Annotated in this window: 18 protein-coding genes; 4 read left to right on the top strand and 14 right to left on the bottom strand. The window is 45.0% G+C overall.

The annotated features are described in order from the left end of the window. Positions 1–3: 3 nt before the first annotated feature. On the bottom strand, positions 4–1,119 hold the full coding sequence (locus KN811_RS15250; RefSeq protein ID WP_187965250.1) for a Nif3-like dinuclear metal center hexameric protein: 1,116 nt from the start codon (positions 1,117–1,119) through the stop codon (positions 4–6). A gap of 214 nt (positions 1,120–1,333) precedes the next feature. On the opposite strand from KN811_RS15250, the gene lpxK reads away from it, so the two are divergent. Beyond that, entirely contained in the window at positions 1,334–2,341 is a 1,008-nt protein-coding gene (gene lpxK / locus KN811_RS15245; RefSeq protein WP_187965249.1) for a tetraacyldisaccharide 4'-kinase, read from the top strand. A 56-nt stretch (positions 2,342–2,397) separates the two neighbouring features. Here lpxK and KN811_RS15240 read toward each other — a convergent pair whose 3' ends face one another. The 11 genes from KN811_RS15240 to KN811_RS15190 all read right to left on the bottom strand — a co-directional run bounded on the left by KN811_RS15240 (position 2,398) and on the right by KN811_RS15190 (position 14,243). Continuing rightward, on the bottom strand, positions 2,398–4,614 hold the full coding sequence (locus tag KN811_RS15240; protein WP_187965248.1) for a response regulator: 2,217 nt from the start codon (positions 4,612–4,614) through the stop codon (positions 2,398–2,400). Between the two features lie 113 nt (positions 4,615–4,727). Further along, a complete protein-coding gene (gene gap / locus KN811_RS15235; RefSeq protein ID WP_187965247.1) occupies positions 4,728–5,762 on the bottom strand; it encodes a type I glyceraldehyde-3-phosphate dehydrogenase in 1,035 nt (344 codons plus the stop codon). Positions 5,763–5,894: 132 nt separating this feature from the next. Continuing rightward, positions 5,895–6,770, bottom strand: a complete 876-nt coding sequence (lipA, locus tag KN811_RS15230) for a lipoyl synthase (protein WP_187965246.1) — start codon at positions 6,768–6,770, stop codon at positions 5,895–5,897. A gap of 139 nt (positions 6,771–6,909) precedes the next feature. Next, positions 6,910–8,127 carry an Nramp family divalent metal transporter gene (locus KN811_RS15225; protein WP_187965245.1) on the bottom strand — a complete coding sequence of 406 codons (1,218 nt, stop codon included), beginning with the start codon at positions 8,125–8,127 and terminating at the stop codon, positions 6,910–6,912. Next, positions 8,120–8,689: an RNA polymerase sigma factor gene (locus KN811_RS15220; RefSeq protein WP_187965244.1), complete on the bottom strand. Its 570-nt coding sequence runs from the start codon at positions 8,687–8,689 to the stop codon at positions 8,120–8,122. Before KN811_RS15220 ends, KN811_RS15225 begins: the two co-directional genes overlap by 8 nt. Next, positions 8,680–9,780 (bottom strand): glycosyltransferase, encoded by a 1,101-nt coding sequence (locus KN811_RS15215; protein WP_187965243.1) that lies wholly within the window; start codon positions 9,778–9,780, stop codon positions 8,680–8,682. The genes KN811_RS15220 and KN811_RS15215 overlap by 10 nt, the downstream gene beginning before the upstream one ends. An 18-nt stretch (positions 9,781–9,798) precedes the next feature. After that, complete coding sequence (locus tag KN811_RS15210; RefSeq protein WP_187965242.1) at positions 9,799–10,005, bottom strand: membrane or secreted protein; 207 nt, start codon at positions 10,003–10,005, stop codon at positions 9,799–9,801. A 346-nt stretch (positions 10,006–10,351) separates the two neighbouring features. Continuing rightward, positions 10,352–11,113, bottom strand: coding sequence for an anti-sigma factor domain-containing protein (locus tag KN811_RS15205; protein ID WP_187965241.1), 762 nt, complete (start codon positions 11,111–11,113; stop codon positions 10,352–10,354). Positions 11,114–11,202: 89 nt separating this feature from the next. Further along, positions 11,203–11,739 (bottom strand): RNA polymerase sigma factor, encoded by a 537-nt coding sequence (locus tag KN811_RS15200; protein ID WP_187965240.1) that lies wholly within the window; start codon positions 11,737–11,739, stop codon positions 11,203–11,205. Positions 11,740–12,003: 264 nt separating this feature from the next. After that, the gene (gene murB, locus KN811_RS15195) at positions 12,004–13,035 is read right to left on the bottom strand and encodes a UDP-N-acetylmuramate dehydrogenase (RefSeq protein ID WP_345725278.1); all 1,032 of its coding nucleotides are present in this window, start codon (positions 13,033–13,035) and stop codon (positions 12,004–12,006) included. 5 nt (positions 13,036–13,040) lie between these two features. Then, on the bottom strand, positions 13,041–14,243 hold the full coding sequence (locus KN811_RS15190; protein ID WP_187965239.1) for a pyridoxal phosphate-dependent aminotransferase: 1,203 nt from the start codon (positions 14,241–14,243) through the stop codon (positions 13,041–13,043). Between the two features lie 304 nt (positions 14,244–14,547). On the opposite strand from KN811_RS15190, the gene KN811_RS15185 reads away from it, so the two are divergent. Then, positions 14,548–15,864, top strand: a complete 1,317-nt coding sequence (locus tag KN811_RS15185) for a retropepsin-like aspartic protease (RefSeq protein WP_187965238.1) — start codon at positions 14,548–14,550, stop codon at positions 15,862–15,864. A gap of 89 nt (positions 15,865–15,953) precedes the next feature. Here the strand turns inward: KN811_RS15185 and KN811_RS15180 are convergent, their stop codons facing one another. Beyond that, positions 15,954–16,340, bottom strand: a complete 387-nt coding sequence (locus KN811_RS15180) for a DUF1573 domain-containing protein (RefSeq protein WP_187965237.1) — start codon at positions 16,338–16,340, stop codon at positions 15,954–15,956. A 226-nt stretch (positions 16,341–16,566) separates the two neighbouring features. On the opposite strand from KN811_RS15180, the gene KN811_RS15175 reads away from it, so the two are divergent. Both KN811_RS15175 and KN811_RS15170 read left to right on the top strand, forming a co-directional pair. Continuing rightward, a complete protein-coding gene (locus KN811_RS15175) occupies positions 16,567–19,206 on the top strand; it encodes a valine--tRNA ligase (protein WP_187965236.1) in 2,640 nt (879 codons plus the stop codon). Between the two features lie 266 nt (positions 19,207–19,472). Continuing rightward, positions 19,473–20,774, top strand: coding sequence for an OmpA family protein (locus KN811_RS15170; RefSeq protein ID WP_187965235.1), 1,302 nt, complete (start codon positions 19,473–19,475; stop codon positions 20,772–20,774). Positions 20,775–21,390: 616 nt separating this feature from the next. Here the strand turns inward: KN811_RS15170 and KN811_RS15165 are convergent. Beyond that, on the bottom strand, positions 21,391–21,654 hold the full coding sequence (locus KN811_RS15165; protein WP_187965269.1) for an acyl-CoA-binding protein: 264 nt from the start codon (positions 21,652–21,654) through the stop codon (positions 21,391–21,393). Positions 21,655–21,681 lie beyond the last annotated feature (27 nt).

The following is a 21,681-nucleotide window of genomic DNA, read 5'->3' as shown; positions in this document are numbered from 1 at the left end:
AGGTTATAAATACTTGATGGAATTTGTATTGAACTCTGATAAAACGACCTTACCCCCGGGTAAGGCAGGTGCAAAATTATGAATTTTTTTTGTAAGATGCTCAAACAAAAGGTTTTTTGTATATTGTTCACTCTCATAGTGCCCCACATCGGCGATAATCATTTGTTTTTCGGCTTTGTAGAATTCGTGATATTTTACGTCTCCCGTAATAAAAATATCCGCCCCCGCCTTTTTGGCGTGTGAAATGCCAAAAGCGCCACTACCTCCCAATACGGCAACTTTCTTTATTTTCCTGTCCAATAAACCTGAATGACGGATACAGGCCAGTTGCATTTTTTGCTTTAGTTGCCTTAAAAAATCCATGTCCGGCACAGCTTCTGCCAATTCCCCTATCATCCCTATGCCAATGTGCTGGTTGTTGTTTTCGAGTGTTGTTACCTCATAAGCTACCTCCTCATACGGGTGGTTGGCAAACAGGGCTTTTAATATACTGCCTTCGAGATGCCTGGGGTAGGTGACCCCTATCTGTGTTTCCGGTTCAAAACGGGTTACGCCTTTTTCGCCGATTACGGGGTTGCTGTTCTCCTCTCCGTGAAAAGTACCCGTACCTTCCAGGTTAAAGCTGCAATGGCTGTAATTTCCGATAGTTCCTGCTCCTGCTGCGAAAAGGGCTTCTCTGAGGTGATCGGCATTTTTTCGGGGTACAAAGGTAAGCAGTTTTTTTATCGTTCCTTTTTGAGGGATCAGGATTTCCCTGTTTTGTAATTCCAGGGCATCGCAAATGGCGGCATTGACCCCGTTAAAGGCATTGTCCAGGGCTGTGTGTATGGCGTAGATAGCAATGTCGTGCCGTATGGCCTTGATCACTGTTCTTTCTACATAGGAAGAACCGTTCAGTTTTTTGAGGCCGGAAAAGATGATGGGGTGAAAGCTCACAATGAGGTTGCAACCCTTTTCAATGGCTTCGTCCACGACCTCTTCCAGGGTGTCGTGGGTGATGAGTATTCCGGTAACTTCACGGTCCCTGCTGCCCACCAGCAACCCGGTATTGTCAAAATCTTCGGCATAGGCCAGGGGAGAGCGTTCCTCCAGCATGGCCATGACGTCCTTGATATACATGTTGTTCCTTCTTTTCGATTAAAAAAACAAAGGCGAACCCGGCAGGCGGGTTTTCAGGTCCTAAATATACAGTGAAAAATCCGGAATTCTTCCGAAGTAAAAAAAATAACCGTTATTTGTAGGGCGAGTGTACGAGTATTCGAGTATGTAGTTTAAACAACTCGAACACCTGTATCCTCGAACACCGGAACACTGGAACACTGGAAACAACATCATGCACATCCTTCGAAAAATACTCTGGCCTTTTTCCGTCCTTTACGGACTGGTGGTAAAGGTGCGTAATATTTTGTATGACCGTGGAATTTTCCGTTCTGTTTCTTTTGGTATTCCTGTAATCTGTGTAGGGAACCTAAGTGTAGGAGGAACAGGTAAAACGCCGATGGTAGAGTACCTGGTGCGATTGCTGAAGGCAGATTTCCGCACGGCAACCCTGAGCCGGGGATACCGGAGAAAGTCGAAAGGCTTTGTACTGGCCGGATCCGGAATCGGAGTAGATGAACTGGGGGATGAGCCCTGCCAGTACCACGAAAAATTCCCGGATGTGGCCGTAGCCGTGGATGCTGACCGGGTTAACGGTATAAACCGTCTGATGGAGAAGGAACCTTATCCCGAAGTGGTTATTCTCGACGACGCCATGCAACACCGCAGGGTAAAAGCCGGAATGAACATACTGCTCACTTCACAAAATGCCCTCTACACAAAGGATATTTTTCTTCCGGCAGGAAACCTGAGAGACAGCCGTAGCGAAGCAAAACGCGCAGATATCATTGTGGTGACCAAATGCCGGGAAGATATGACGGGGACCGAACGGCAAGAGATTACCGGACAACTCGCCCCGAAACGATATCAAAAGGTTTTTTTTACTTCAATAGCTTACAGTGAAGAGACCAGGTCACTGCATAAAATTGTCCCCCTGGCCGATTGGGAAGGGGAACATTTTACCCTGGTGACGGGTATAGCCAATGCCACTCCCCTGGTGGAGTTCCTGAAAAGCAGAAGACTTTCCTTTGAACACTGTAACTACCCCGACCATCACGAATTTAGTGACAGCGAACTGGAAACCTTGCGGAAAAAAGGCAAAATACTCACCACTGAAAAAGATTTTATGCGCCTCAAGGACAAGCTGGAGGACATTTTTTTTATAGGAATACAAACTGCTTTTCTCTTCGGACAACAGGAAGAATTTAACCGTTTGATCCGTAGGTATGTTGAGGGGGAGTAGGTATTCGGTGATCGGTGGTCAGTGATTGATACAAAATACCGAATACTGAATACCGATTACCGGGAGCTACCCCCGAGGTTGTTTTTTATTTTTTTGTAGAAAGTCTGAGGCTTGAATGGCTTGGTAATAATGTCGTTGCAGCCTGCGTTGTACAGGTCGTCCATGTTTTCTTCCAGTGAAATGGCGGTGAGGGCTACAATAGGCACTTTTTTGTCGAATTCCCGTATTCTGGTCGTGGCTTTGATGCCACTGATACCCGGCATATGAATATCCATGAGGATAAGGTCGAAATTTTTGTTTTTGGCCTTGTCAATGGCCTCATAACCATCGTTGGCCACTTCGGAGGTAATATTTTTCCGGGCCAGCATTTTCTGGGTGACCACCTGGTTGATCTTATTGTCTTCTACAAGGAGCACATGGACGTCTTCAAAAACGATCTCTTCTTCGGTCAGTTCTTCCTGTAAGGTTGGTGTCACGGGTTTTTCTACACCTTTTTCATCCCCGGTTTCCAGGGTAAGGTCAAAGAGGAATGTGCTGCCTTTTCCGGGGTCGCTTTCTACCCTGATATCACTATCCATCAGGTTCAGGAGGTTTTTTACAATGGTGAGCCCCAGGCCGGTGCCACCGTATTTCCGGTTTATTTGGGTAGAGCCCTGCGCAAAACTGTCGAATATACGGGGAAGGATGTCCGGCTCGATACCCATGCCATCATCCCTGACCTCAAAGTGTATTTTAACACTGCTTTTGCGACGTTCCAGTATTCTGCCGAGGATCACGACTTCACCGTTTTCCGTAAATTTAAGCGAATTGCCAATGAGGTTGATGAACACCTGCGACAATTTTAACGAATCACCGATGAGTTCTGCGGGAATATCCTTGTCAAGGTCCAGTTTTATGATATTGTTGTTCTCCTTGGCCGAATGTTCCAGGGACCCTGCTACCTTACCGAGTAACTGTTCCATGTTAAAAGGCCCTCTTTTTATTTTCAGTTGATTGGCTTCCGATTTGTTGACCTGGAGAATGTCATTGATAAAGTTCAGCAGGTATTCTCCGGAAAATTTTAGCGAGTTGAGGTATTCTTTCTGACTTTTCCTGGGATTCTCTTCCAGCAGCAGGTGGGTAAGCCCGGTCACTGCATATAAGGGAGTCCGCAGTTCGTGGCTTACGGTAGAAAGGAACCTGGCTTTTACCTGAAGGGCACTCTCCGCTTCTTCCTTGGCCGCCTGTAATTCCCTGTTCTTTTTAAGCAGCAGGTTGTTGGTCTTTAACTTGATCTTGTTGTTGCGGTACAGGGATATGGTGAGCAGGAAGATGATGATGAGCAATACGGAGCTCATTATGGAAATGATCTTGGCAATATTGACCTGGCGCGACTGTTTTGCGGCATCGATCTTGTACTGGTCGATCACCCTGTCCTTGAAATCGGAAGTGTTGTGATAGGCAATGTTGTTTCGTTCCTCGATGCTTTGAATATTGAAGTATTTTTCCTTTAGACTGTCCGCCAGTTGCCGGTGTTTTACCGTTTCCAAAGGTTTCTTTTTTATACGGAATAGTTCAGAAAGGATGAGATGCCGTTGTATTTCCAGTTTTGGAAAAACGAGATATTCAGGCATTTTGGAAACTTTTTCCATATAGGCCATGGCTCTGTCCGGCTCCTGTAACCGGAGGTGCGCATGTGCGAGATCGAGTAGGATCCCGGCATTGATATAGTTTTCCTCATTGGGGTCCTTAAGCGGAAATATACGCTGGAGTATGGGAATGGCACGGGCATATTCTTCCTGAACGAGGAGTACCTGTGCTTCATAATAGAGTATGATGTCGAGAACAGCATCCTCTTTCTGGATGAGTATGGATTTTGCTTTGTTTATATACGACAGGGCCTGCTTCTGGTTGCCCTTTTTGGCCGAGATCAGGGCTTTAAGAACGAGAAGCTGGATCTCCTTCGCTGCCCGGGAATTGGGTTTAAGGTGCGATTCGCTCAGGAATTCATAGACCTCAAGGTCATCTCCCCGGTCGAAATCGAGGTATAACTTTATGAACAGGGTGTAGCAATTGAAAAAATAATCGGAACGTTTTCGCTTTACCGTATCGGCCATGGCTATGGCCAGGTTCAGTTCGGTAACAGCTCCCCCGAAATCGAAATTGTTCTTGAGTTCGTATACCTTTTTTATGGTGTCTTTAATGGGGTCTTCGGATGCATTGCCAGGCAATCCGGATGCAAAGCCCGGCAACAGGAGCAGGAAAAATAAAAAATAACAAGAGAGTCCCTTCATGGCAAAAAGATTAACATAAATATAATAGGGTTCTCTATAAAATCAAAAATAAAGGGTTTAAATCTTTTCCGGGGCTTTTGTCCGTTTACCGGTATTAGCACGGCCCCGGGAATTTAATGTACCCCCTGGATCTGATTTTTCCGCTTCGGAGCACTGATAAAGGATATAAGGTCTATGATCCTGTTGCTGTATCCGTACTCGTTGTCATACCAGCCTATTATTTTTACCATTTTTTTGCCGATGACGGAGGTCATTTGTGCATCAAAGACACAGGAATGCGGGTTGTTAACCACATCTATGGATACGATGGGGTCTTCCGTATAGGACAATATGCCTTTCAACTCCCCGAGGGCGGCCTGTTTAAAGGCATCTTTTATTTCTTCGATAGAAGTTTCCCGGGCCACATTGAAAGTAATATCGGTGAGAGAACCGTCCGGTACGGGTACACGGATACCGCATCCTCCGATCACTTCACTCAGTCCGGGGAAAATTTTGGTCAGGGCTTTTGCGGCTCCTGTGGTGGTGGGTACAATAGACTGTGCTGCCGCCCTGGCTCTCCGCAGGTCCCTGTGAGGCTGGTCGTGCAGGCTCTGGTCTGAGGTGTAGGAATGTACGGTAGTGATATAGGCCTGTTCTATGCCACAGTGTTCGTGGATGACCCTTATCATGGGAGCGGCATTGTTCGTGGTGCAGGAAGCATTGGACACAATATCTTCAGAACCATCCAGGATATGTTCGTTGACACCCAGGACCACCATTTTTATATGGTCGTCTTCCGGGGGAACGGAAAGGATCACTTTCCCCGCACCATTGCGAAGGTGGTGCTCAAGTTGCTTCCTTCTCTTGAATTTCCCGGTACATTCGAGTACAATATCCGGGTGGAAGGATGACCAGTCCAGCTTTTGTATGTCTGCGGTGTTGAGGAGCGGATAGTGATCGTTATTAACTGTAATGGAACTTTCATCATAACCGATATGCTGTGAGAGGACTCCGTGTATGCTGTCGTATTTCAGCAGATGGCTCAGTGTTTTGGGGTCTGCAAGGTCGTTAATGGCCACCACTTCTATCTGAGGGTGGTCGATGAGCAGGCGGAAGACCGTTCTGCCGATACGGCCGAAACCGTTTATCGCTATTTTTATTTTATCCATAGTGTTGATCTCCGTCTTAGGGCGTAAAATTTTACGCCCTTACCTAATATTGTATGAGCTGTGGGGCATTATATTTCCGGCACAAGATATCGTGTCCCTCTACTTCCGACTTCGTACTTCTGACTTCGTACTTTATTCAATGTGTTTATGTGCCTTGTATGACGATCTTACCAGGGCACCGCTTTCCACGTGGCGGAATCCCATGTCGAGGCCTATTTCCCGTAACCTGTCGAACTGTTCGGGCAGGATAAATTGCTTTACGGGAAGGTGTTTTTTAGACGGCTGGAGGTATTGTCCTATGGTCACGACGTCTACTTTGGCTTCGCGGAGGTCTTTCATGGTCTGTACCACTTCTTCCTCAGTCTCGCCCAGCCCGAGCATGATGCCGGATTTGGTTCTGCGGGCCCCCTGGTCTTTCAGGTAGCGCAAAACACCGAGGCTCCGGTCATACTTGGCCTGTATACGCACTTCGCGGGTAAGCCGCCGTACGGTTTCCATATTGTGCGATACAACTTCGGGAGAAACTTCCACGATACGGTCTATGTTCCGTTCTACACCCTGGAAATCCGGGATCAGGGTTTCCAATGTGGTTTCGGGGTTCATACGCCTTACAGCTTTTACGGTTTCGGCCCATATAATGGACCCCATGTCTTTAAGGTCGTCCCGGTCCACGGATGTGAGCACGGCGTGTTTGATGTTCATGATCTTGATGGACCGCGCCACTTTTTCGGGCTCTTCCCAGTCGATGGTCTCAGGCCTTCCGGTCTTGACCCCGCAGAAACCGCAGGATCTTGTACATATATTTCCGAGTATCATAAAGGTGGCGGTACCTTCGCCCCAGCATTCGCCCATATTAGGGCAGCTTCCCGACGTACATATGGTGTGTAAGTTGTATTTGTCAACCAGCCCTCTCAGTTCTGTATATTTCTTGCCGGTTGGTAGCTTAACACGCAGCCATTTCGGCTTGCCTTTTGGCGGTGCTGCTTTTGCAACGGTCTCTACACTCATAGTTATGTTTTTGTCGTACAAAGATACAAAAGAAGTATGAAGTACGAAGTACGAAGTACAAAGTAGGGGCGCAATGCTTTGCGCCTAACTATCCCTGGATTGGAAAGGCAAAATTAAAGGGGGAGGCGGTGTGATTTTATCAGAATAATGTTATAATATACCACAGGCTAAACCCTACCAGGAAAATAATGCCCAGCCAGCTTACAATTTTCATAAGAATCCCGGGACGATATTGTTTCGGGGTATGAGAGGAGCAGATCAGCCGGAAATTGATAATAGCATAGAAGGGTGCAGTGACGAAAGATAATATGGTGGCGATATCGATCAGCGTTTTCATTTCGGACAGGAAGAAAAGCAATATGGCTATGGTCCCGGTAGCAAGTATCGCCATCCATAAGGCATAATACTGCCGGTCTTTTTGCCCGAGCAGCAGTTTTGTGGTATAGGACATTGCCCTCGGGGAGGCATCGAGCGTGGTCAGTGTAGTACTGAACATGGTGGTAAAGGCGGCGATGGCTATGAAAATATAGGCGGCTTCTCCCAGGTTCCTGGTGTAAAGAGAAATGAGCTGTTCTGAAAACAGGGTGGCATTGGTGCTGAAAATCTCTCCGGAACCAAACATCACCAACCCGCCGAGTGCCATAAATAAAAAACCGAGGATAATGGTGCTGCCAAAACCCAGGTTAAAATCGGAAATGGAATTTTTTACACTGTAATCGGGAATGGTCTTTTTCTTTTCCAGAGCCCACAGAGAATGCCATATGGAAATATCAAGAGGGGCGGGCATCCAGCCCATATAGGCGATGAGAAAGGCCATTCCTGCGGCACTTTTGGGCAATACCTGCTCAAAAGTATGAGATACGGTAGTGTCTGGCACAGCAAGCACTACCGTAATACATGTGCTTATGGTAAGGGTAAGTACAATGATCTTCATCAGATTGTCCAGGAGCTTATACCTGCCTATGAGCAGGATCACCATACAGACGGCGGTGATGATGGCGCTCCACAGTACGGTATCTGTGGTGATCCCGAAAAGGGTAGAGGCGAGGCCCGCAGTGACTACAGTAAGTGCGGTCTGTATCGTGAACATCGTAGCGAAGGTGAGTATAAAATAGGCGATGAGGATGGGTCTGCCCAGTTTCTTATACCCGTCGAGCAGGCATTCGCCTGTGGCCATTGTATATTCGGGACCGTACCGGAAAAACGGATATTTAAAAAGGTGTACCAGCAACAAAGCCCAAAGCAGGCCGAAGTCGAAATCCGCACCGGCCCTTGTAGACTGTACCAGGTGCGATACTCCTATGGCCGCTCCTGCAAATAACAGGCCAGGGCCCAGTGTTTTGATATACTTATACATTTTTGTTCTTGTGAATGATCTCGGCCAGTAGCTTTTTTGCCCGCAACAACTTTACTTTTACATTGTTCAGAGGTTCGTCCAGTTCCGAGGCGATCTCCTGGTAGCTCAGTTCCCGGAAATACCTCAGGTTGATCACGTCCTGGTAATGTGGCTTCAGTTTTTTTATATAGCGTTTGAGTTGTGCCAGGTTTTGCTCGTAGATCAGGTTGTCCTCGGCAGAAGGCGTGTCATCCGGAACGTCATAAACAGTATCTTCTTCCTGGGATGTGGAATGGAAAAGGCTCGATTTCCGTTTTCGGACCAGGTCGAGATGGATATTTTTGGAAATGGTGGTAAGCCACGTTTTAAAAGAGTAACTATTGTCGAACGTGTCGATCTTGTCAAAAGCCCTGGAAAATGTCTGTATGGTGATGTCTTCTGCATCATTTTCGTTCTTGGTACGGATCAGCAGGAAGCCGTAAATGTCATTCCAGTAATGGTCTAAAAGAAAATTAAAAGCCTTTTGATCTCCTTTTCTGGCCTTTTCGATGTTTTTTCGGATAAATTCTGAAGTTATTTCCAACGCGTACTTTTTCTGAAACTTGTTATAAAGATATAAAATTGCACACTAATAAGGGCAAATTCATGAAGGGGTAGCAGCCAGATAAACCCTTTTTCCCCGAGCTTTCGGGCCAATTTTGCCATGACGACGAATTGTACCACCCATTTGAACAGAAAAAGGGCGAGCACGGTTACCGGATTTCGGGCCAGGAAGATCAGGGGAAGGGGTAATAGCCAGAAGAGCAACTGTGCTATGTAAAACAGGTTCAGCAGCACTCTTTGCCCGAGTTTAAAATTACGGAATACGTAGAAGCCTTCACGTTTTTGCTGGATCCATTCGCGGTAGGAAGGAGTAGTTACAGACCGTGTACGGGCATATTTAGACAGGCTTATAGTGGTGTTCTTTGCGGTAGATACTTCATTGACAAAGAGTTCGTCCTCGCCGTTTTTCATGTCCATGTGGCCGATAAAGCCGTTTACCTCATAGAATGCGCTTTTGTGATAGGCCAGGTTTTTTCCCAGGCCGGAATAGGGAAGTCCCGCATGGGCAAAGGAAAGGTATTTTACAGCCCTAAGCCAGTTGTCGTATCGGATCAGTGCATTGAAAAAAACGTTTTTTACACGTTTTACGGCACTGTACCCGAGAACCAATGTTTTTTTGCCACGAAAATTCCGGCTCATTTCCCGGAGCCAGTGGTCAGAAACCGGGATATAATTATCTTCTATAAATACCAGGAGGTTGTATTTTGCTGCCTTGATACCGAGGGTGAGGGCGTATTTCTTTTTCCCCCAGAAGGCTTCGTTGCTAATGACGTTTACTGTTTTAATATTGGAATAACGGCCTGCAAATTCTTCAATGACATCCAGCGTGTGGTCTGAAGAAGCATCGTTAATGAGTACCAGTTGAAAAACCGGGTAATCCTGGGCTAATATGGAAGTGATGGTTTGCCGGAGTAATTCGGCATTGTTTTTCGTCCGGACGATAACAGAAACGGGAGCAAGGTTTTCCGGTGGGGCGGAAGTCCGGGCAAAAGCCAGTTTTCCGAATAAAACATAATAAATGACCAGGATACCTATACTTCCAATAAACAGTGAAAGTAAGATGGTTAGCATAAGCGGTATCCTGCCATATTAGTTTTGTTGTGTTTTGGGGTCACGGCATTCCTGTTCGTCGGGCATTTTTCCACAGAAACTGCACGCTTCGCCGGATTTGTTCAAGAAGGGACTCTGACTGGCACATGTACCTGCAAATTTGCCATCTTTCTTTGCCCATATTTTTATGGCTATTCCCGCAAAGGCTAAGGCTAATAATCCTATGGTGAGTAATATAAGTTTCATTGTTACTGTCTTTGTACTGCAAAGTTACAAAACAAAACAATGAATAACGAACTATTGAGCGGTGAATATCAGTACAAAGCTGTCATTCGATAGAAAATTGGGATCAGGTTGAAGAAGGAGGGGGAGTGTTTGGTGGTCGGTATTCAGTATTCGGTATACACGGTATTTGACATAAAATCTATTCGGGAGTAATATTGGGAGAGGATTTATAGAGACATCCGATAACTTATCGGCAGGAATAAAGAATTACAGGACAATAACTATGCAACACAACAAATGACAATAAATTCAACATAAGTCATCCGCATACTGAATACCGACCACTGACTACCGAATACCGGCAAGCCTATCTCAGGTAAATGCTGGCTACCATGTTTTCTTCAGTGGCATTGATATTTCCCCCTTTGGGTTCTATGGTGATGTTATAGCTTTTGGCTCCTTCCTTGAACGGAATGGAAAGCAGTTTGTTCTGTGCATTTTCCAGTACACCAAGGCTCACCATTTTGCCGTCTATTTCTGCCCACATCTGGAACACCTGTTCTTTTGGGAGTTCTGGGAGCGAAACGATATTGACCATGGAAAGTTTTTCAACGGGGTCTATATACGCAACGGTTTTCAGGTTTTTGGCCCTTCGGTTGCCTTTGAGGATATATTTCTGGGTTTTCGGGTTGTTGAGTATGAGGAACTGGTTTTTAACGTCATCCAGCTTGGAATTAGTGTTCAGGATATCGCTTTTGAGTGCTGCGATCTCTTCATTGACCAGCCCGTTTTTGTACAGTAACTGCTTATTCTGGTACAGCAAGAGGATGGTTGAGGTACAGAAGATTACTGCGATCACGGCGGCGGCATTGTAATACCAGGGGGTGCTTCTTTTCTTTTCCTTCCGTATGGTTTTCATGACGTTTTTCTTCACCTGGTCGGGAGCAGGGCGTGAAAAGCTCATGGTGTAACTTTCGAGATCTTCCTGTAATTCTGTGTATTTTTGTTTTACCTCGGGATAACGAGCTATATATTCTTCAATTTTATAATTTTCTTTGGATGAGGTGGATCCGATGAGGTATCTCTCCAGCAAATCACTTTCCAGCATGGTTTTAATATCGTGGTTCATTTTCTCGGTCTTTTGTCGGTCTGCATATTACATCAGTATTACGGATATTCCGGTCCGTGGCCTTGCAGATATAAAGGTAAAATCAAATATCAGATATTCGTGTTAAAAATTTTTCTGAGTTCCCGGAGCCCTATTTTAAGCCTGGATTTTACGGTACCCAGCGGAACATCCAGCGCTTCACTGGCTTCCTGTTGTGTCATTCCTTTAAAAAACAGGGCATCCAGGATAATCTGGTATTTTGCATCCAGTGATGCAAGGTGCTTTTCCACATCGATGTGTTCCGGCTTAATGGCATCGACACCCACATTATATACGTTAGAAATATCCAGTTGGATTTCCTGTTCTTCTTTTATATTGGCATTTCTCACCTTGTCTATGGCCGTATTGCGAATAATCCGGTAGAGCCAGGTAAACAATCTGGCCTTTTCGGCGTCGTAAGTGTGCGCCTTTTTCCATATTTTTACCAACCCCTCCTGCAAGACGTCCTTGGCGAGTTCTTCGTCCCGTGTTATCTTGTAGGCTATACCGTAAAGGGCATCTCCGTAATAATCATAAAGCATAGCCATGCCTTTCTCATCCTTTTCAATGAGTAAGTTCATGATGTTGATTTCCAGTAAAGAGGACATAAAGCTTGTTTTTTTGTTAAAAAACATCCGAACAGGCCGGGTGCATCGTATATAAGGATGGGGCTATTCAAAGTTATTAAAATTATGAGATAGTTCCCCGCCCCATAGAAGACAATTTTGTTGTTATTTGAAAAGATACGGCAAAAACCTTACTGTGGAAATTATTTGATTTAGCTATGGTTTTTTAGCCTGGTGTGGGTGTTAGGGTTAGCCATGCCAGCGAAGAACCTCGCCGGGATACTGTTCCGGCGAGGTTTTTTTATTTCAGAGCACATTGACTTCGGGATGTATGGATATCCCGAATTTTTCACTTACCGTTTCCCTTATATCCTGCGCCAGTTTCCAGATCTCTTTTCCGGTAGCATTTCCGTAGTTTACAAGTACCAGAGCCTGTTTGGTATGCACTCCGGCATCTCCGAAACGCCTGCCTTTGAATCCGCATTGTTCGATAAGCCAGCCGGCGGGGACCTTTACATGCTTTTCGGAAACAGGATAATGGGGAATTTCCGGGTATCTGTTTTTTAGCTTTTCAAAATCTTCCGCAGGAATTACGGGATTCTTGAAAAAGCTACCCGAATTACCGATCTCGGCCGGATCCGGGAGTTTGCTGCGGCGAATGGAGATGACAGCTTCTGAGATGTCCCGGATTGAAGGAGTTTCTATCCCTTGTTCGGCCAGTCGGGAACGTATGGCCCCGTAATCGATATGTATATGGTGTTTCCTCTTTGTGAGTTTAAAAGTAACACTGGTAATGATATACTTTCCTTTGGCTTCCTGTTTGAATATGGAGTTCCTGTAACCGAAACGGCAATCCTGTAAATGGAAGCTCTTTGTTTCCCCGGAAGCGATCTCCACGGCCTCACAGGATGAAAAAACGTCTTTGAGCTCTACTCCATAAGCTCCGATGTTCTGAATAGGAGCTGTGCCTACATTGCCGGGAATGAGGGAAAGATTTTCCAGTCCCCCGTATCCCTTTTCCAGGGTCCAGAGTACAAATTCATGCCAGTTTTCGCCGGCTCCTGCACGGATAAAGACGTGATCTTCACCTTCCTGTGTTACTGTTATTCCCTTGATATTCATGTGGATCACCAGGGCCTCCACATCGCCGGTGAACAGGATATTGCTTCCTCCGCCAAGGATAAATTTATCCGGATAACCGGGCTGCCGGAGTATGTCCCGGAGCTCTTCGGTGGCAGATACGGAAGTAAAATGCCTGGCCTTAACGTCTATACCAAAAGTATTGTGCTTTTTAAGCGATATGTCGTGTTGAATATTCAATCTTTTCAGTTTGTTGATGCTTTTTACGACGTTTCCCTGCCCGGATATACTTCCAGGGCTTCTTTCAGGATGTTCATGGCCGCTGTCAGATCCTCTTTTTTCAGGATATAGGCAATACGCACCTGGTTGGTGCCCATTCCGGGAGTGGAATAAAACCCGGCTGCGGGAGCTATCATAACCGTTTCATTGTTTAGCTCGAAACTTTCCAGCAGCCATTTCGCAAAATCATCGGTATTTTTGACCGGGAGTTCGGCGATGCAGTAAAATGCGCCTTTGGGTTTGGCGACACGTACCCCTGCTATCTTTTCCAGTTCGCTTACCAGCAGGTTACGCCTGGACACATATTCTTTGGAGACCTCGTCAAAATAGCTTTGCGGGGTTTCCAGGGCGGCTTCGCTGGCTATCTGGGCATAGGTGGGGGAAGACAGTCTCGCCTGGGCAAATTTCAGCGCGGTGGTAATGACCTCTTTGTTCCTGGATACGAAACATCCGATACGGGCCCCGCACATGCTGTAACGTTTGGAGACGGAATCGATCATGATGGCATGCTCTTCCAGTCCTTCTTCCTGCATGATGGAATAGTGCGCTAAATCGTCGTAGACAAATTCCCTGTACACCTCGTCAGAGATCAGGAACAGGTTGTGTTTTTTTACGATCCCGGCCAGTTTCCGGATCTCTTCCCTGGAATAAAGGTACCCTGTGGGGTTCCCGGGGTTACAGATAAGGATGGCCCGTGTTTTCGGGGTAATGAGTTTTTCAAATTCTTCAATGGGTGGCAGGGCAAAGTTGTTTTCTATGGAAGACACCACGGGCACGACCTTTACACCAGAAGCTGTGGCAAAGCCATTATAATTGGCATAAAAAGGTTCCGGGATAATAACTTCATCCCCGTAGTCTGCAACGGTCCCCAGGGCAAACAACAAAGCCTCGGAGCCTCCGGTGGTAACAATGATCTCTTTGGCGGTGACATCGATCCCCTTGTTTTTGTAATATCCGGCGATCTTCTCCCGGTATTGTTCGGAACCCTCACTCCTGGAATATTCCAGGATCTCTATGGTGTTGTTTTTCACTGCGTCCAGGGCCACTTTCGGGGTTTTGATATCGGGCTGTCCAATATTGAGGTGATAGACTTTACGGCCTTTTTTCCTGGCCTCTTCGGCATAAGGTACCAATTTTCGAATAGGCGATTCCGGCATTTGCCTGCCTTTGTCGGAGATTGCTGGCATAATACTTTTGTGGTTTATGGGTTAATTGCCAATTGGTAAATGTACCGGTTCGTTAATGGGCTAATTCGATAATGACTCATTATTAAATTATCACATTGGCACATGATTACATTTCCTGTCCGGAATAACGGCTTTGCAAATTTGCGAAATAATTTTGAGCTGCCGATACTTTCCTCAACACACAAAGTGATAATTATTATTCCTTAATATTTAATAGTTTCTTAATACGTTATTATAAGACAAAACTTATGTGTATCTTAGTATTATGCATTTTTTTACATTAAATATTGTCAAAAACGTAATTTTGACTGTTTTTTTGACATTGTTTTTTTGTGGCTCATCATGTGCGCAGTCATATTTTAACCTGACCTCAACCAGAGATTACTATTCGATAAGGTTTAAGCTGGTCAGTAATCTGATCGTTATTCCGGTAGAGATTAACGGGGTGGAATTGTCTTTTATCCTGGATACCGGAGTAAATAAGCCCATATTGTTTGATCTCACTTCTGCCGATTCGCTGGAACTTAAAAATACCGAAGCGATCTACATACGAGGCCTGGGCGGTGGTGAAGCCATAAAAGCATATAAGGCCAGGAGCAATATCTTCCGGATAAAAAAAGATGTGGTAAACTATAATGAAGACATTTACCTCATCCTGGACCAGGGGATCAATTTTTCGCCCCGGCTCGGAGTTCCCATACACGGGATCATTGGGTTTGAACTCTTTCGGGATTTTGTGGTGGAGATCAACTATGCCAGAAAACGGATAAGGTTTTACAGGCCCGGATCTTATAAGTACAGGGCATGCAGAAAATGCCAGACCTTTCCTCTCGACATTATTCACGATAAGCCCTATATCAAGGCAACCGTAGACCTGAACGAGCAAAAGGATCTGGAAGTAAAACTCCTTATCGATTCGGGGAGTAGCGATGCTTTGTGGCTGTTTAGGAAGGAAAAAGAAAATCTGGTGACTCCCGAAAATCATTTCGAGGATTTTCTGGGAAGGGGATTGAGCGGAAGTATTTATGGAGACAGGGCAAGAGTGGAAAAATTGCAAATAGGGCAGTTTGAATTAAAGGAAGCTAAAGTGGCTTTCCCGGATTCGGTTTCCATACAGCACCTGCAAAACCTGAACGAAAGGGATGGTAGCCTCGGGGCTGAAGTGCTGAAGCGGTTCAATATCGTATTTGACTATGGGGAAGGGAAGCTCACCCTGCGGCGCAATCGCTATTTTAAACAACCCTTTAAGTACAATATGAGCGGAATAGAATTGCAGCACAATGGCATACGGGTAGTAAAAGAACTGGAGTCGGGGATCAGACGGGGCAAGACCAATGAATCTCCGGGGGAAGGCGTGGAAATAAGATTGGACCGGTTTTTTAAATATTCCCTGCATCCTGCGTTTGAAATAGCAGAGATAAGAGATGGGAGCCCTGCATTTATAGCCGGATTGCAAAGGGGAGACATTATATTGACTGTAAACGGAAAAGCTACGTACAGGCGTTCCCTGCATGAGGTTAAAGAGATGCTGAATGAAAAACCCGGTAAAAAAATACGGTTAAAGGTTGAAAGGGAAGGACAGCATTTGGATTTTACTTTCGCACTCAAAAAAGTGTTGTAGACTGGAAACCAGCTTTCAAAGGAGATTCAGGCATAAAAAAAGCTCCCGGAAAGGGAGCTTTGTTATTGTCTGTATTTTGTGAACGTATATTACTTACTGTTACCTCCGAGAACTTTTCCTTTGATCTTGAGGGCAACCGTAGGCGTTTCCGCGTTGGAAGACACATTTACTGTTTTCCTGATCGGGCCTACTCTCTTGGTGTCGTATTTTACCTCAATAGTTCCCTTTTTACCGGGTTGTACCGGATTAGAGGTCCATTTGGGTACTGTACAACCGCAAGAGCTGGAAACGTTAGATATGACCAGGGGGGCATTTCCTGTATTTGTAAATTCAAATACACGAACACCGTTACTTCCCTGGGCGATTTCTCCATAGTCTATGGTATCTTCCTTGAATTCAATTTTCGCTACTTTTTCTTGTGCGTGTACGGCTAGGGCAAACGTACTCACAAACAGAAAGATTGCTAACTTTTTCATAAGTTTAAAATTTGTGGCTGTCTTTAAAAAACAGCCTGTTTTTGTAACTTTTTAAGTTTGTAACAAGCGCTAAAATTAAACACTTTTTCCACTTCTGCAAAATTAAAGACCTGTTTTCCTGGTCAGGTACAGCCCTTTTATGTTTGTTTTCTTTGTTTACCGGGCTTTTATAATATTACAGATATGACTACTTTTGCCCAATCAAAGTCAAAAATCGTTCCAAAACATGAATATTCCGTCAAGATACGATGCCGCAAAAGTAGAGGATAAGTGGTATAATTACTGGATAGAGAATCGTTATTTTCATTCAGAACCCGACGATCGCGAGCCCTATACCATTGTTATACCTCCACCGAACGTTACAGGTGTGCTGCATATGGGGCATATGCTCAACAATACCATACAGGATGTGTTGATCCGCCGGGCGCGACTCAGGGGGTATAATGCATGTTGGGTGCCGGGGACAGACCATGCTTCCATAGCTACGGAAGCCAAGGTTGTGGCCAGGCTGAAGGAAAAGGGAATGGAAAAATCCGATCTCAGCAGGGAGGAGTTCCTCGAACAAGCCTGGGAATGGACGCGGGAATACGGCGGTATTATCCTGGAACAATTGAAAAAACTCGGTGCTTCGTGCGACTGGGAGCGGACCAAGTTCACCATGGATGACGATATGTCAGCCTCTGTGATCAGGGTTTTCGTAGACCTTTATAATAAAAAATTGATCTACCGGGGGCATCGTATGGTAAACTGGGACCCCGAGGCAAAGACAACCTTGTCTGATGAAGAAGTGATCCACGAGGAAAGGCAGGGACTGCTTTATTATCTGGCCTATCCGATCAAAGGAACGGATGAAAAGGTCATTATTGCCACAACACGCCCGGAAACTATATTGGGAGATACTGCCATATGTGTCAATCCGGATGATGAGCGCTACCAGCATTTAATAGGTAAAAAGGCGATCGTTCCTGTATGTGACCGGGAAATCCCCATTATTGCAGACGAATATGTGGATATGGAGTTCGGTACCGGATGCCTCAAAGTAACACCGGCCCACGACGTGAACGATAAGAATCTCGGGGACAAGCACAGCCTTGAGGTTATCGATATTTTTAATGATGATGCTACGCTTAATCATTACGGCCTTCATTATAGGGGAAAAGACCGCTTTGTTGTAAGAAAGGAGATCTCCCGTGAATTAGAAGAAAAGGGATATCTGGTAAAAACCGAGACCCATATAAATAAAGTAGGTACTTCAGAACGGACCAGGGCTGTTATAGAACCCCGCCTTTCGGACCAGTGGTTCCTTAAAATGGAAGAATTGGTAAAACCTGCCCTGAAGGCAGTACTCGAAGATGAAGAAATAAAACTGTTTCCGAAAAAATTTGAAAATACTTACAGGCATTGGATGGAAAACATCCGGGACTGGAACATTTCCCGGCAACTCTGGTGGGGGCAACAGGTACCCGCGTATTATTATGGAGAAGGCAAAGAAGATTTTGTGGTAGCGGAAAGTAGTGAAGAAGCGTTGGAACTTGCCCGGGAGAGAACGGGGAACCCTTCACTTTCGCTTTCCGATCTTACCCAGGACCCCGATGTTCTGGACACCTGGTTCTCTTCCTGGCTATGGCCGATCAGCCTTTTTAAGGGGGTCCTGGAGCCGGAGAACAAGGAAATACAGTATTATTACCCCACTAATGATCTGGTTACAGGCCCGGATATCCTGTTTTTCTGGGTGGCGAGGATGATCATTGCAGGTTATGAATACCGCGAAGAAAAACCTTTTACCAATGTTTATCTTACCGGTTTGGTGCGGGATAGTCAGCGGAGAAAGATGTCCAAGTCCCTGGGTAATTCCCCCGACGCCCTGAAGCTCATAGAGAAATATGGAGCAGATGGAGTGCGGGTAGGGTTGCTATTGAGTTCCGCTGCGGGCAACGATTTGCTGTTTGACGAAGCACTTTGCCAGCAGGGAAAAGGATTTACCAATAAAATATGGAATGCTTTCCGGCTGGTTAAGGGATGGGAGGTTTCTGATACCGAAAAACAGGAAGATGTGGCAGAAATAGCCATAAACTGGTACAGGTCAAAATTCGGGCAGGCTCTGAAGGAAATAGAAGATCATTTTTCCAAATACCGGATTTCCGACGCGCTTATGGCCACCTATAAACTGATCTGGGACGACTTCTGTTCCTGGTACCTGGAAATGGTAAAACCGGCATATGGCAAGCCAATAAGCCATGAAACATACGAAAAAACCATAACGCTATTTGAGGAGAATCTGAAAATATTACATCCCTTTATGCCTTTTCTCACTGAAGAAATATGGCAGCACATGGAAAGTCGCAAGCCGGAAGAGGCGCTTGTGGTAGCACAGTGGCCGGAACCGGTAAAGCCCGACGAAGCCTTGCTGAACGGTTTTTCCCTGGTTATGGAGGTTATTTCAGGGATCCGTACGGTGAGAAAAGAGAAGAACATAGCCTTTAAGGAAGAATTATCCCTTTATACGGCAGGTAACAGCACGGATATGGCAGGTTTCCTGGATGCGGTAATACGCAAACTGGGGAATATTTCGGAAATACATTACGGTACCGAAAAAACTGAAGGAAGTGTATCATTCCGCGTAGGGGCATATGAATACTTTATCCCGGTCAACGGATCGGTAGATGTGGAAGGTGAGGTCAGGAAACTGAAAGAAGAGTTGTCCTATGTGGAAGGTTTCTTAAAATCTGTAAGGGCCAAACTGTCTAATGAACGTTTTGTGAATAATGCGCCGGAAAAAGTGGTGGCTGTGGAAAGACAAAAAGAAGCGGACGCCATTGCCAAGATTACAACGATCAGGGAAAGTTTGTCCAATCTGCAAAACTAATTAAGATAATTCTTACAATTTTTGTTTATTTGTATTAATTGTTGCGAATTTCGCTCTTTGACATTTTTCAATTCATAATGCATTGTAATACAGTGCTTTATTTTTATTTTTTCATTTTGAATCCCTTTGAGTAAGGGGCAATATGTCAAAAAAAGATGAAAAAAGTTATTAAATTTTGAGAAAACTGTATTACATTCGCATTAACATTCGTATATTTAGGAAACAATATTTAAGAAATTTTTTTTACTAAACACTTGATTATGATTATGAAAAAATTAATGTTTACGTCACTGTTTGTAGGATTATTTGCTACTGGCGTTACTGCACAGGAGGCGGATACTACCGATGTACAAGACGAGGGTGGTATAGACGTTATGACTCAAGACAATTTTAATAAATGGTCTATCGAGATCAACGGCGGGGTTAATAAACCGATGAGGCCTTTGGCTAGCGGTTATTATACCAACACTCCGGATCTTCTTCACTTGGATTTGGCGGGACGATACATGTTCAACGAAAAATTCGGTTTGAAACTGGATGTAGGGTACGACAAGTTCGAAAATGATGAAGATTCCAAGGAATTTGATACTAAGTATTACAGGGTGAGTTTACAAGGTGTTGCCAACCTGGGTAGGATCATGAACTGGGAGACATGGACCAGGACTTTTAACCTTTTGGGACATGCCGGTGCCGGTTATTCGCAACTGCGACCAGACCAGGGTCCTATTTCTGATGACCACGACCAAATGATGAACTGGATCGCCGGTCTTACCGGACAGGTGAAGCTCAGCGATCGTGTAGTATTGAATGCTGATTTTACTACATTGGCCCACAGCCGCCAGGATTATACTTTTGATGGTATGAAGAAAACCTCTACCCGTGGTTTCGACGGTATTATGTTCAATGCAACAGTGGGTGTTTCTTTCTACCTTGGAAAGGCAAAACAACATGCTGACTGGTACCTGAGAGAAAACGAAGCACTTAATCAACTCGCAACACGTGTTGATGATATCGAAGGAATGCTTCAGGATACTGACAGGGACGGAGTGCCGGATTACCTGGATCAGGAGCCAAATACTCCTACAGGAGTTTCTGTTGACCGATACGGTAAAGCTAACGACCTGAACGAAAACGGTATTCCGGATGATCTCGAAAGCGCTATGGACATGCGTTATGCATCTAAAGAAAGCCTGGAAGGTCTTGGCGACGGAGGAGATCCTGTTAAGAGACTGATAGAAGACGGATACGTAAATGTATACTTCGGATTTAACAGCAGCAAACCGGCTGTATATTCATTCGACGCCATCAACTACCTGATCAAGTATATGAACGAGAATCCTTCTGCACAAGCAGAACTGCTCGGATATGCTGATGAGATCGGAGGAGATAGCCAGTACAATACTTCATTGTCTGAAAGAAGAGCTAAAGCAGTATACGATATACTGGTTTCTTCTGGAATAGAAGAGTCTAGACTGTCTTACAGCGGTCAAGGTATCGATAGCAGTGTAGACAAAGGTTCTGCAAATGCACGTCAGATCGTAAGAAGGGTTACTTTCAAACTGAAGTAACAACTGATTTCAAAAAATAAATAAAACCCCCGGGGATCCATTCCCCGGGGGTTTTTTATTTTAAAAACATATGCTGAAATGCGATCATAAAGGTTTTATCGAAGAGTGAGAGTGTTTATACGCAATTGTTGGCAGGTCGGATTAGTTGTCCTGGAAATTTTTCAAAATGTGTATAATGTACGGGAGAGTAGTGAAACAAAATACCTGGAGAGAATATCAGGGTAAATACATTACACTTCTGGGGGTTGCACAGAGAAACTCGGAGATTCACAGAGGAAAAACAGGTGGGAGCGATTGCTTTGTGGTCTTGTGAAACAGTTTCGGGTAACGGCTATTGCCTGTAATGTCAGGACAGCTTACAAGTCAAGATTATGTTGTCCGGGTGAAAAATACGACGTATTGCGAGTTATTGTAAGAGGGCTGTGTAGATGGTTATCTGACCAAGTGGGTTTAATTCCCCGATTCTTTGCATCGAAATGCGCTGTATTGTGAGCTTTGTCAAAATAAGCTAAAGCTAAGGCTTGTTTGTTTGAATGTCTCGTGAGTTTGTTCCGGGATGGTCGATCCCAGTTTTATTCAATGAATTATTTTCAGGGAATATGATAGATAATACCGTTTATTTGTCCTTGAGGTGAGCGTGCACCAATCGCACATACTTTTCCTTGGCTTCCCTTTCGCTGATATTCCTGGCCTGGAAAAGAGCATTGGCCTTGAATGCATTGATAAGGGGTTTTCGGCTACCGGGATTGTCGTAGTTCCTGTTTGCTATTTTATAGTAGGCGTAAAGACGTAACAAGAAATCGGCAGGTAAAGGGTCCGTGTAGTTGTTTACGAGTTCTACAGCCTCGTCAAAAGCGTTGTTTAATGCTTCGTCAGTCATTTTACCGGATTGTTGTTGCAATACTGT

This window comes from Sinomicrobium weinanense (genome assembly GCF_018863395.1).
Taxonomy (GTDB): Bacteria; Bacteroidota; Bacteroidia; order Flavobacteriales; family Flavobacteriaceae; genus Sinomicrobium; species Sinomicrobium weinanense.
The sequence above is the reverse complement of the archived record's forward strand: the minus strand, read 5'-3'. Positions and strand labels throughout refer to the sequence as shown.

Bases quoted from the DNA above. Each gene is read 5' to 3' on its own strand.
- KN811_RS15250 (WP_187965250.1), bottom strand. From the start codon at position 1,119: ATGTATATCAAGGACGTCATGGCCATGCTGGAGGAACGCTCTCCCCTG.
- lpxK (WP_187965249.1), top strand. From the start codon at position 1,334: ATGCACATCCTTCGAAAAATACTCTGGCCTTTTTCCGTCCTTTACGGA.
- KN811_RS15240 (WP_187965248.1), bottom strand. From the start codon at position 4,614: ATGAAGGGACTCTCTTGTTATTTTTTATTTTTCCTGCTCCTGTTGCCG.
- gap (WP_187965247.1), bottom strand. From the start codon at position 5,762: ATGGATAAAATAAAAATAGCGATAAACGGTTTCGGCCGTATCGGCAGA.
- lipA (WP_187965246.1), bottom strand. From the start codon at position 6,770: ATGAGTGTAGAGACCGTTGCAAAAGCAGCACCGCCAAAAGGCAAGCCG.
- KN811_RS15225 (WP_187965245.1), bottom strand. From the start codon at position 8,127: ATGTATAAGTATATCAAAACACTGGGCCCTGGCCTGTTATTTGCAGGA.
- KN811_RS15215 (WP_187965243.1), bottom strand. From the start codon at position 9,780: ATGCTAACCATCTTACTTTCACTGTTTATTGGAAGTATAGGTATCCTG.
- KN811_RS15210 (WP_187965242.1), bottom strand. From the start codon at position 10,005: ATGAAACTTATATTACTCACCATAGGATTATTAGCCTTAGCCTTTGCG.
- KN811_RS15205 (WP_187965241.1), bottom strand. From the start codon at position 11,113: ATGAACCACGATATTAAAACCATGCTGGAAAGTGATTTGCTGGAGAGA.
- KN811_RS15200 (WP_187965240.1), bottom strand. From the start codon at position 11,739: ATGTCCTCTTTACTGGAAATCAACATCATGAACTTACTCATTGAAAAG.
- KN811_RS15190 (WP_187965239.1), bottom strand. From the start codon at position 14,243: ATGCCAGCAATCTCCGACAAAGGCAGGCAAATGCCGGAATCGCCTATT.
- KN811_RS15180 (WP_187965237.1), bottom strand. From the start codon at position 16,340: ATGAAAAAGTTAGCAATCTTTCTGTTTGTGAGTACGTTTGCCCTAGCC.
- KN811_RS15175 (WP_187965236.1), top strand. From the start codon at position 16,567: ATGAATATTCCGTCAAGATACGATGCCGCAAAAGTAGAGGATAAGTGG.
- KN811_RS15170 (WP_187965235.1), top strand. From the start codon at position 19,473: ATGAAAAAATTAATGTTTACGTCACTGTTTGTAGGATTATTTGCTACT.
- KN811_RS15165 (WP_187965269.1), bottom strand. From the start codon at position 21,654: ATGACTGACGAAGCATTAAACAACGCTTTTGACGAGGCTGTAGAACTC.